General features: G+C 63.4%; 6 protein-coding genes. 1 reads left to right on the forward strand and 5 read right to left on the reverse strand.

All coding sequences use genetic code 11. The features are described 5' to 3' along the window. Window positions 1-22 precede the first annotated feature (22 nt). Window positions 23-5,938: a DUF4329 domain-containing protein gene (locus BM017_RS25905; RefSeq protein WP_092249879.1), complete on the forward strand. Its 5,916-nt coding sequence runs from the start codon at window positions 23-25 to the stop codon at window positions 5,936-5,938. Between the two features lie 18 nt (window positions 5,939-5,956). On the opposite strand, the gene urtE is transcribed toward BM017_RS25905, so the two are convergent. From urtE to urtA, 5 genes are all read right to left on the reverse strand, one after another. Then, window positions 5,957-6,655 (reverse strand): urea ABC transporter ATP-binding subunit UrtE, encoded by a 699-nt coding sequence (gene urtE / locus BM017_RS25910; protein WP_071491627.1) that lies wholly within the window; start codon window positions 6,653-6,655, stop codon window positions 5,957-5,959. A 45-nt stretch (window positions 6,656-6,700) separates the two neighbouring features. Continuing rightward, entirely contained in the window at window positions 6,701-7,534 is an 834-nt protein-coding gene (gene urtD, locus BM017_RS25915; RefSeq protein WP_170856122.1) for an urea ABC transporter ATP-binding protein UrtD, read from the reverse strand. After that, window positions 7,531-8,598 carry an urea ABC transporter permease subunit UrtC gene (gene urtC / locus BM017_RS25920; protein WP_092249886.1) on the reverse strand — a complete coding sequence of 356 codons (1,068 nt, stop codon included), beginning with the start codon at window positions 8,596-8,598 and terminating at the stop codon, window positions 7,531-7,533. Before urtC ends, urtD begins: the two co-directional genes overlap by 4 nt. Further along, window positions 8,598-10,100 (reverse strand): urea ABC transporter permease subunit UrtB, encoded by a 1,503-nt coding sequence (gene urtB, locus BM017_RS25925; protein ID WP_092249889.1) that lies wholly within the window; start codon window positions 10,098-10,100, stop codon window positions 8,598-8,600. The genes urtC and urtB overlap by 1 nt, the downstream gene beginning before the upstream one ends. A gap of 146 nt (window positions 10,101-10,246) precedes the next feature. Continuing rightward, a complete protein-coding gene (urtA, locus tag BM017_RS25930; RefSeq protein WP_092249892.1) occupies window positions 10,247-11,512 on the reverse strand; it encodes an urea ABC transporter substrate-binding protein in 1,266 nt (421 codons plus the stop codon). Between the last annotated feature and the right edge of the window lie 44 nt (window positions 11,513-11,556).

The raw sequence follows: 11,556 nt of genomic DNA on the forward strand, positions 1-11,556 counted from the left end.
TCACGCCCGAGGGGGCTTCACGATGGATACCCATGCTTCGCCGCACGCCGATGACAGTCGGCAAACACCTGCCTCAGGCGCTGGCCTGCCGGCACTCAGCCCGCCGTTCATCACCGCGGATGACGCCGCTTATTGGGCCCACCGGCACATCGGCAAGAAACGCGAGGGGGAGTACGGCGGTGCGATTCTCAAGTACACAGAGCGTTACTTCGCGACGGTGCCAAAAAGGGGCGCCGCCAAACAGATTGCCCTCGACAGTGTGATCCCGATCGTGGACGGCAAGCCGATCCTGCCGGCGGGCTATACCTGCTACGGGTTCTACCACTCCCATCCCGATACCGATGACGACTTTCCCGCCAGGCTGTTCCCGCCCCGGGAGCGCACCCTCCTGCGGGGTCTGTATTCGTATCCGGACATGCAGGTCATCGAGCGGTTGAGCGGCCACGTGGCGGCGAGCTACCTGTCCGGGCCGGATGGCACCTTGTTGAAATTTGTAGTGCGCACCCGGGGGAAGCTGCAGGCGTTCCTCTCCCAGCTTGACCCGGTCAACCACCCGAACATCGACTTTTTCAAGGACTACGTGCCGGCGCTGGCCGAGGCGGGTGCACTGTCGGTGCTGGTGGCCAACAGTGCCTGGGGCGGCGTGCGGGGGCGGGTGAGCAAGGCATGGGTACTCAACGACTGGGCCCTGAGTCGGCCCTTGACGGGCGGTGACCGGATGCAGCCGTTCTTCTCTCCGGTCATGCCCAAGCCGCTCGTGTCCGAGTTGATTCCCGCCACCGACAAGGCACTCGACCAGCCCTTTTTCGGGTATCTGCTCAAGGCCACGGGAGAGGACGCCTATGTCTGTACCCTTGGCGAACGGTTGACCCCGGAAGGCGCGCTGCCCCCGCAGGTATTTCCACGGGGCAACGATGGCCAGGCGCAGTTGCCGCCAGGCTTTTTGATCGAGGGTGCCCTGCTGGGCCGGACCTCGGCGAGCCTGCCGGCGATTTCACCGGTGTTCCTGGCGAGCCTGGCCGAGATGCTGGCATCGGCGCCGGCGCTGTTCGACCCACAGAGGTCGCCGACCCTGTATCAGCGGCTCATTGATAAAAGCCTGATGAGCTATACCCTCTCGGGGACGCATGCCGAGCGTTCGTTTCTGGGGGCGGATGGGGCGGCGGCACAACCGCAACTCGAGGACGGTACGCTGACCGAATACCGTTATGTCGACCGCTTGGCGAGCATGGGCGAGTTGAACGTCCGCGAGGGCGGAACGATCTGGCGCAGCCTCGGGAAAGTCCAGCCCTGGTTTGAACGGCAGCAGGCTGACCTGAGCCCGGCCTTCTTCAGGGCCGATGACGCGGCCCGTTATCTCTATGAGCGCGTGCGTCAGCGCGACATCCTGCAACTGGGGTTTATCCTGCAGCGCAGCGACGGCAGGTTCGTGTCGACGGCGCCTATTGGCGACACCGAGCTGCTCGCGCAAATGGGCCTGTCATTCGGTACCGTGCTCGATGCCATGGCCTTGCCACCGGATTACCGCTACCACGGCTTTTTCATCGCCGTGGACACCGACCCGGAAAAAATACGCAAGATATTGGCCGCTGGCTCGGATTATGACGATGAATGGACGCTGGACGAACGACTGCTGTTGACCCTCAATGTCCCTTTGCGGACGTATGTCGCCAGTTTCACCAGGCGTGGGCAACCCATTCCCAGCCTCTACTATTCGGGCACGGCGGGTTCGCTGATCAAATATGTACGCAGTGGCAGTGCGCTGGAACTTGATCTTCATGACGCGCTGCAGGAAATCCAGCGCACCGGTACCATCAAGCCGCGGCTTGACCGGTTCCGCGGCGCGCCCCCGCATGTCCTCGATAAGATGGTGCGCGCGGGCGAGTTTCATGTCATCGAGACAAACCCGGTGTTCGGCAATTCCCGGGGCCGGGTGCCTGTCACATGGCAACCCTTTGAGCCGTTTGTAGCGGTGACTCCGGTGGAGCCGGCGTATACCTGGGTCGTGTCTCACCCGGAACTGGCGGCTGAAGTGGTGCACGCCCGGTTCAACCTCAAGCCGGGAGTGAGGCAGGTCGCGTTCATTCTCAAAGACACCCAGGCCCCAGCGTATTTCGCCACGTTGCCCCTACCCTTGACCGAGGCGGTCGGCAGGTCGTTGTTTTCGCCTGCATCGGTGTTCGCACGCGATGCCAAGGGCGAGCCAGTGATACCCGAGGGGCATGAACTGCACGGCATTTGCTATCAGTCGCTCCCAGCCCTTGGGATGAATACTCGAGAGCATTGGCTGTACGAGAGCTTTGTGGCGCCCGAGGACCTCGGCGCGGCGATCGCCCAGGCACGGGCAGCGGACCGGACGCTGCGTTCGTTTTACCTGAGCACCCGAGATGGCGCGCAACTGCAATACCGGTTCAGCGGGACCGGCCTCGAGAGCCAGTTGTATGGGGTCACGCCTACCGGTCGCGTCACCGATAACGGTCACCAGGCCAGCCTGCTCTCCGGTGCGGTAACGCCCACTGAGTACGTGCTGCGGGTTGCGGCGGCAGGCGCGCTGTCGGTGCAGGTGGCCGGCCGGCTCTGGGACGTGACCGGGCGCGTGGAGCAAACCTGGAAACCCTTCGCCCGGTATCGGACGCCGGTGTTCAGCGCACCGTTCCTGCATGCCGATGATGCGGCGCGGTTTGCCCATGAACAGGTGAATGCCGCTCGGTACGCGCAGTACTGCGGCTGCATCCTCAGGACGCCGGACCAGCGGTTTATCGCCACCTTGCCGATTGCTTGCACCGACGCCGGGCGCTTTGCCCTCGAGACAGTATTCCCCGTGGATCATGCCGGCGTGCTGTTGGTCCTCGAACCCTACACGCTGCATGGACAGTACGCCTCATGCCGTTCGCTGGCGCGCCTGGATCGGGGGCATATGCAGCGCCAGGGCTGGACGCGGGAAGAGGCCAGCGTGGATTGGCAACGGTTCAGCGATGCCGACCTGCACAGCCTGATCGGCAATCGACACTGGGTCTCCACCGGGTATCTCTCCTGTGATGAAGATGGCCTGATCGCCTTTGATCTCACGGGGGCCAAGGAACAATTAGCGCTGATGGCCGAGGTGGCGCCCGGTAGTGGGTTTGAGGCACGCGAGCCGCTGGCCATGGTGCGACACGTATCCGCCCTGGGCCTGCGCATTGTGCTCGGCAGCCCATTGTGGGGACCGCCGGGCAATGTCTTGGCAACCTGGCGCCCGTACCCGGCCTCGGCACCTTTTGCAAGACCGCAACAGGTGGCTTTCGGCGCGATATTTTCCACTGCCCGGGATGCCGTCACGGACGCCCACCGACGCCTGCGACGGGGCTATCACCCGGCCCAGACGGCGTTTGCGTTTTTGCTCAAGCACGCCGACAAGGATGAGTACGTGGTGAGCGAATTTGTCCCCGCAGACGCGGCCAACCCGTTGTTCACCCAGGCAAGTCTGTTTGCCGCCCAGGAGGACGGGGCGTTCATCTACCCCGCGCCGTTCGAGTTGCACGGTTTGGTGTACGCGCGCCGGTGGATGCCCGAGGCACTGCAGAATCCACAGCGCTGGCTGGCCAGGCACTTCCTGTCCTCGGCTGACTTGTACAGCGCCTTCCTGGCCGCCAGGCGTTGGCGGGATACCGGCAGCGAGGTGACCCTGCCTGTGTTCATTTCCACTCTGGATAATGCCTTGCTCGAGTACCAGGCAGACATTTCGACGCGGCTCTTCGACCCGGTCAAACAATCGTCCGGTATTTTTGAGGACGTACACACCCGACTGAGTTCGGGTCAGTTGTCAGCCCAGGCCTTTATCAGGAATGTCATCGCCACCAGCTGGCTTGGCGTGTTGGTGACCAGCGAATGCTGGGACGAGGAAAGCAACAGGCTGGGAGCGGACTGGCTGCCCTATGCGGACTTCAGTCGCAGAGCGTTGAGCCCGGCGTTCTTTGATCAGAACGACGCCGTGCGCTATGCACACGAACGAGTGGGTGAACGTCGTGACAAGATCTACGCAGGCTTGCTGCTCAAGCGTGTCGATGGCCTGTTTGTCGCCACCGAGCCGTTGCCCGTGGCGACGGAGAATTTCGATCCCAAGTGGATCCTGCCGGATGAGGATGTGCGTGCCGACTGGCTGGCTCCTGGCCTGACGCTGGTGGGGCGCTACCGTTCGCGCCGCGATGTATTGCCCGGCTTCATCCTGGATGAGGACGGCGAGGCGGTTTACCGGGCGATGTTTTCCACCGAGGTGCTGGCCACGGCACTCACCTGCCAGCACCTGTGGAGCCATGAGTATCTGTTCGGGCTCGACGGTTCGGTAGTCGGGTTCAGTTGCAAAAACGCATTGGGCACGACGCAGCAAGGCCGGCTGGCAGACGACCTTGAGGCACTCAGGCAAGCCGTGGCACCGGCCGGGCGGACACCCCACGACCCACTGAGCAATCAGCTGGAGCAACAGATGCGCGATGGCCGCCTGACGCCTGTCGAATACGTCAACCGGGTACTTAACGTCGCGTCCCTGTCGGTGGTGCAGGGCAGTGCGTTGTGGGGCAATGCACAGGCCCTGGGCAGCGCCTGGCTGCCTGCCCGTGGGTTCCTGAGCCCGGATCGGTTCATCCACGCCACGGCGGACCGTGCCATGGGGCCGGTGTTCAGCCATATCGACGACGCCGCACGCGATGCCCATGAGCGGGCGGGCGGGCACGAGCGCCTGACCTACGGATTTATCTTCAAACTGGCCAACGGGCATTGGATGGCCAGCCTGCCGGTGGAGGGTGAAGACAAGAGGTTCCCCTATGATCGGGTGCTGCTGGGCGGGCGCTTGCCGGTGGGCTGTACGGTGGCGGCACTGTACCTGTACGCCCCGGCCCGGCAGCCGCAAGAATTGCGAGCGTCCCCGGTGTATCACGCGTTCATCCCGCCGAGTGTGCTGCGCGCCGCGTTGGGGGTGGTGCGTACGAGAAAAAATGCCGGCGCAACGGCCTTTCTGCCGCTGTACCTGTCCTGCGCCGACAGCGCCTTGCTCAAATACCAGGCCACGCGGCTGGACGATGATTGGGATGCCGAGCCGCAGTTGCAGGCATACATCAAGCGGTTGAATGGGGACTTCAACCCCCGTGAATACATCCTCCAGGTCGCCCGTGCGGGGCAGCTCGATGTGCTGGTGACGGGTGATATCTGGGCCGGCAAGGGCCCCGTCCTGCAAACCTGGAGCGAGCGTTCCGGCTCTACGGCCGCTGAGGCGCTGGATGCCAGGGTTGCCCTCGGGCCGTTGTTCTCCCATCCGGACGACGCCGCGCGCGATCTGTGGCGCCGCTACCCGGCCGCTCCAGGCAAGGCGTGGATGGCGGCCATCCTGCAAAACCCGGCAGGCAACAGTTACCTGGCCAGTGAACCGGTGGACGACAGCGGGCCCAGTGTCTATGTGGGACTGCGCAGCGGCACGCGTGCCTACCAGCGCCTGTTTGGTGGGGTGATGAACCTGGACCCACGCACCACGCCGCGCCCCAAGTACCCGACGGGTTATCGCGTGATGGGCGTGCAGCAACTGCACAAGTGGGAGGTCGGTCTGGAGCAATCGGCGGATCGGTATGAACAGGCCATCGCCGACAACTTCATCTCACAAAAAGAGTGTCGGTTCGTGGTCGATATGCTGAGGCAGGATAACGTGGTGGGTGCCCGTTACTACTTCACCCCCAGGGCGGGCGCGCTGTTGGTCTATGCGCCCAGCTTCGAGCGTGCCGAGCACGACTTGTTGCTGTTCGGCTGGGTCGATCCCGAATCGGACAAACCCAGGGTCAGCACCCGCGAGGCCCTCACGACGCTGTTCAATTCCGGCAGGTTGTATGTGCTGGAGCCCGATTCATTCTGGCAGCCGAGGGGGCATGTCGCGTCGCGGTTCTTGATGGAGCTGCGCAAAGTGCAGCACGGTTGAGCGTTGAAGGGGGGCGGCTCAGATCGTCACCAGGCCGCGCACGCCCTCGCTTTCCATCTGGTCTCCGCGCCCCTGCTGCACGATCTCGCCCCGGGACATCACCAGGTACTGGTCAGCCAGCTCGGCGGCGAAATCGTAGAACTGCTCCACCAGCAGGATCGCCATGTCACCGCGTGCGGCGAGCTTCTGGATCACCGCGCCGATTTCCTTGATCACCGAAGGCTGGATGCCTTCGGTGGGCTCATCGAGGATCAACAGGCGCGGCCGGCTGGCCAGAGCGCGGCCGATGGCCAATTGTTGTTGCTGGCCACCGGACAAGTCGCCGCCGCGCCGGTGTTTCATTTGCAGCAACACCGGGAACAATTCGTAGATAAAGGCCGGCACCTCCCTGGCCTCCTTCGCGCCAAAACGCGACAGCCCCATCAGCAGGTTTTCTTCCACCGTCAGCCGGCCAAAGATTTCCCGGCCCTGGGGTACGTAGGCGATACCGGCGTGCACCCGCTGGTGCGGCTTGAACGCCGTGATGGCCCGGCCTTCCCAGGTCACCGCGCCTTCCTTGGCCGGCAACAGGCCCATCAGGCACTTGAGCAAGGTGGTCTTGCCCACGCCGTTGCGCCCGAGCAGGCAGGTGACTTCGCCGACCTTCACATCAAAGGACAGCCCGCGCAGGATGTGGCTACCGCCGTAGTATTGGTGCAGCTTGTCGACTTGCAGCATTCTCAAACCTCCTTAGATCCCACATAAAGCAAGCCAGTGTCCTGGTCAGCGACCGAGGTAAACCTCGATCACCCGCTCGTTTTCCTGCACCTGCTCCAGCGACCCTTCGGCCAGCACGCTGCCCTGGTGCAACACCGTCACGTGGTCGGCAATCGAGCCGACAAAACCCATGTCGTGCTCCACCACCATCAGCGAATGCTTGCCCGCCAGGCGCTTGAACAGTTCGGCGGTGAACTCGGTCTCGGCGTCGGTCATCCCCGCCACCGGTTCGTCCAGCAGCAACAGTTGCGGGTCCTGCATCAGCAGCATGCCGATTTCCAGGAACTGCTTCTGGCCGTGAGACAGCAACCCGGCCTGGCGCGGTGCGCAGGCGGTCAGGCGGATGGTGTCGAGCACTTCATCGATGCGGTCTTTCTGTTCGCCGCTCAGGCGTGCGCGCAGGCTGGCCCACACCGATTTGTCGGTCTTCTGCGCCAGCTCCAGGTTTTCGAACACGCTCAAGGCCTCGAACACCGTGGGTTTCTGGAACTTGCGACCGATGCCGGCCTGGGCGATCTGCACTTCGCTCATGCCGGTCAGGTCGAGGTTTTCGCCAAACCAGGCGGTGCCGTGGCTGGGCCGGGTCTTGCCGGTGATCACGTCCATCAGCGTGGTCTTGCCCGCACCGTTGGGGCCGATGATGCAGCGCAGTTCGCCGACGCCGATGTACAGGTTCAGGTCGTTGAGGGCCTTGAAGCCATCAAAGCTCACGCTGATGTCTTCCAGGGTCAGGATGGTGCCGTGGCGGGTGTTCAGGCCCTTGCCGGCTGCCTGGCCAAGGCCGATGGCATCGCGGCCGCTGCCCGCATCGAAAATGGGTTCCAGCATGACGTTCCTCATTTCTTCAACAGGCCGATAACGCCCTTGGGCAGGTACAGGGTGACGAGGATGAACAGCGCCCCGAGGAAGAACAGCCAGTACTCCGGGAAGGCCACGGTGAACCAGCTCTTCATGCCATTGACCACGCCAGCGCCGAGCAATGGGCCGATCAGCGTGCCGCGCCCGCCCAGGGCCACCCACACGGCGGCTTCGATGGAGTTGGTCGGCGACATTTCGCTGGGGTTGATAATGCCCACCTGCGGCACATACAGCGCCCCGGCCAAACCACACAACACCGCGCTCAACACCCACACGAACAGCTTGAAACCACGCGGGTCGTAGCCGCAGAACATCAGGCGGTTCTCGGCATCGCGCAGCGCGGTCAGCACCCGGCCGAACTTGCTCTGCGCCAGGCGCCAGCCGATGTACAGGCTGGCCACCAGCAAGGCGACGGTGGCGACAAACAGCACCGCCCGCGTGCCCGGCTCGGTAATGCCAAACCCGAGGATGCTGCGGAAATTGGTGAAGCCGTTGTTGCCGCCAAAGCCGGTCTCGTTGCGGAAAAACAGCAGCATGCCGGCGAAGGTCAGGGCCTGGGTCATGATCGAGAAGTACACGCCCTTGATCCGCGAACGGAAGGCGAAGAAGCCGAACACCAGCGCCAGCAACCCCGGCGCGAGCACCACCAGGCACAAGGCCCAGAGGAAGTGCTCGGTGCCCACCCAGTACCACGGCAGTTCGGTCCACGACAGGAAGGTCATGAACGCCGGTAGCTCATCGCCGGCGGCCTGGCGCATCAGGTACATGCCCATGGCATAACCGCCCAGCGCAAAGAACAGGCCGTGGCCGAGGGACAGCATGCCCGCGTAGCCCCACACCAGGTCGAGGGCGAGTGCGACGATGGCGTAGCAGAGGATCTTGCCCACCAGGGTCAAGGTATAGGCCGAGACATGAAAGAGATTGTCCGGCGGCAACAGCGACAGCAGCGGCAGCGCGAGCAGCACCGCGAGGATCATCGCGCCGAGGGCAATCGTCAGCTTGGGGCCGGCCTTTTGCGTGGCCGTGAGCATCAATGGCTGGTTCATCAGTCGATCACCCGTCCTTTCAGTGCGAAGAGTCCCTGCGGGCGTTTCTGGATAAACAGAATGATCAGCGCGAGGATCAGGATCTTGCCGAGCACGGCACCGATCTGCGGTTCCAGGATTTTGTTGGCGATGCCCAGGCCGAACGCCGCCGTGACGCTGCCGGCCAACTGACCGACGCCGCCAAGCACCACCACCAGGAACGAGTCGATGATGTAGCTCTGGCCCAGGTCCGGGCCGACGTTGCCGATCTGGCTCAGAGCGACCCCGCCCAGACCTGCAATACCCGAACCCAGGCCAAACGCGAGCATGTCCACGCGCCCGGTGGGCACGCCGCAGCAGGCGGCCATGTTGCGGTTCTGGGTGACCGCCCGCACGTTGAGGCCCAGGCGGGTCTTGTTCAGCAGCAACCAGGTCAGCAGTACCACGCATAGCGCAAAGGCGATGATCACGATGCGGTTGTACGGCAGCACCAGGTTGGGCAGCACCTGGATACCACCGGACAACCACGCCGGGTTGGACACCTCGACGTTCTGCGCGCCGAACACCAGGCGCACCAGTTGGATCAGCATCAGGCTGATGCCCCAGGTCGCCAGCAGGGTTTCCAGGGGCCGCCCGTAGAGGTGACGGATCACCGTGCGCTCCAGGGCCATGCCGATGGCGGCGGTGACGAAGAACGCCACCGGCAGCGCGACCAATGGGTAGAACTCGATGGCCGCCGGTACGTAGCGTTGCATCAGCAGTTGCACCACGTAGGTGGAGTAGGCACCCAGCATCAGCATCTCGCCGTGGGCCATATTGATCACGCCCAGCAGGCCGAAGGTGATCGCCAGGCCCAGGGCCGCGAGCAGCAGGATCGAACCCAGGGACATGCCGCTGAAGGCTTGCCCGAGCAGTTCGCCGATCATCAATTTGCGCTTGACCTGGGCCAGGCTGGTTTCGGCGGCGGTATGCACGGCGGCATCGCTTTCAACGCCCGGCGCAAGCAGGGCTTCCAGGCGCGTGCGGGCCAGCGGGTCGCCGGTACTGCCGAGCAAACGCACGGCATTCAGGCGAATGGCCGGGTCGGTGTCGACCAGTTGCAGGTTGGCCAGTGCCAGGCTGAGGGCGCTGTGCACCTGCTCATCGGTTTCCGTGGCGACTTGCTGGTCGAGGAATTTCAACTGCGCGGGTTGCGCGCTTTTCTGCAAGGTCTTCGCGGCGGCCAGACGCACCTTGGGGTCGGCGGCGAGCAGTTGCTGGCTGGCCTGCACGTTATCGATCAGGCCGCGCAGGCGGTTGTTCAGGCGTACGGTCCTGGTCTCACCGTTGACGGTGAGCTGACCTTGTTGCAGGGCGTCCACCAGCTCGATGCGCGCCGGGTCAGGCTGGGCGGCCCAGTCCTGGAGCAGTTTGGCTTGTTGGGTGGGGTTGGCGGACAGGAAGTCTTCGGCGTCGCTGGCGTGTGCGGCCAAAGGCAGCAACAGCAGCAAAGCCAGTAAACAGCGGTGGAGGGCAGTGGGCATAAACAAATGTCCTGATCACGCGCGGACAAGCTTGATGTGGGAGGGGGGCTTGCCCCCGATGGCGGTGGGTCAGTCAGCACATGCAGAGCCTGACACTCAGCTATCGGGGGCAAGTCCCCTCCCACATTGTTATCTGCGCTTGGGGCTTAGTTACTTTTCACCGCATAGTCCGGCTTCTTGTCATTGCCGGGGATGTACGGGCTCCACGGTTGTGCGCGGATCGGCTCCTGGGTCTGCCACACCACCGAGAACTGCCCATCGGCCTGGATCTCGCCGATCATCACCGGCTTGTGCAGGTGGTGGTTGGTCTTGTCCATGGTCAGGGTAAAGCCCGATGGCGCGGCGAAGGTCTGGCCGGCCAGGGCTTCGCGCACTTTGTCGACATCGGTGGACTTGGCTTTCTCGGCAGCCTGCGCCCACATGTGGATGCCCACGTAGGTGGCTTCCATCGGGTCGTTGGTCACGGCTTTATCCGCGCCCGGCAGGTTGTGTTTCTTGGCGTAGGCTTTCCAGTCGGCCACGAACTTCTTGTTCACCGGGTTCTCCACCGACTGGAAGTAGTTCCAGGCCGCCAGGTTGCCCACCAGGGGCTTGGTGTCGATACCACGCAATTCTTCTTCGCCCACCGAGAACGCCACCACCGGTACATCGGTGGCTTTCAGCCCCTGGTTGGCCAGCTCTTTGTAGAACGGCACGTTGGAGTCGCCGTTCACGGTGGAGATCACCGCGGTCTTGCCGCCGGCGGAGAACTTCTTGATGTTGGCGACGATGGTCTGGTAGTCGCTGTGCCCGAACGGGGTGTACACCTCTTCGATGTCCTTATCCGCGATGCCCTTGGAGTGCAGGAACGAGCGCAGGATCTTGTTGGTGGTGCGCGGGTACACGTAGTCGGTGCCCAGCAGGAAGAAGCGCTTGGCCGCACCGCCTTCTTCGCTCATCAGGTACTCCACCGCCGGGATCGCCTGCTGGTTGGGCGCCGCGCCGGTATAGAACACATTCGGCGACATCTCTTCGCCTTCGTATTGCACCGGGTAGAACAGCAGGCCGTTGAGTTCTTCGAACACCGGCAACACCGATTTGCGCGACACCGAAGTCCAGCAGCCGAACACCACGGCGACCTTGTCCTGGGTCAGCAACTGGCGGCCCTTTTCGGCGAACAGCGGCCAGTTGGACGCCGGGTCGACCACCACCGGTTCGAGCATCTTGCCGTTCACGCCGCCCTTGGCGTTGATCTCGTCGATGGTCATCAGCGCCATGTCTTTGAGCGAGGTTTCGGAGATCGCCATGGTGCCGGACAACGAGTGCAGGATGCCGACCTTGATGGTCTCGGCGGCCTGGATCGTCCAGGTCATGCCCATGGCGGCAATGGACGCCGAAAGAGTGAAAGCCTTGATCAAGCTACGACGCTTCATGGTGCGATCTCCGTGAACTCAAGATTGTTATGAGAGGGACAAAG

The organism is Pseudomonas sp. NFPP04, assembly GCF_900113815.1.
Classification (GTDB): Bacteria; Pseudomonadota; Gammaproteobacteria; order Pseudomonadales; family Pseudomonadaceae; genus Aquipseudomonas; species Aquipseudomonas extremorientalis.

Coding starts and splice junctions, on each gene's coding strand:
- urtC (WP_092249886.1), bottom strand. CDS start 8,598: ATGAACCAGCCATTGATGCTCACGGCCACGCAAAAGGCCGGCCCCAAG.
- urtE (WP_071491627.1), bottom strand. CDS start 6,655: ATGCTGCAAGTCGACAAGCTGCACCAATACTACGGCGGTAGCCACATC.
- BM017_RS25905 (WP_092249879.1), top strand. CDS start 23: ATGGATACCCATGCTTCGCCGCACGCCGATGACAGTCGGCAAACACCT.
- urtA (WP_092249892.1), bottom strand. CDS start 11,512: ATGAAGCGTCGTAGCTTGATCAAGGCTTTCACTCTTTCGGCGTCCATT.
- urtB (WP_092249889.1), bottom strand. CDS start 10,100: ATGCCCACTGCCCTCCACCGCTGTTTACTGGCTTTGCTGCTGTTGCTG.
- urtD (WP_170856122.1), bottom strand. CDS start 7,534: ATGAGGAACGTCATGCTGGAACCCATTTTCGATGCGGGCAGCGGCCGC.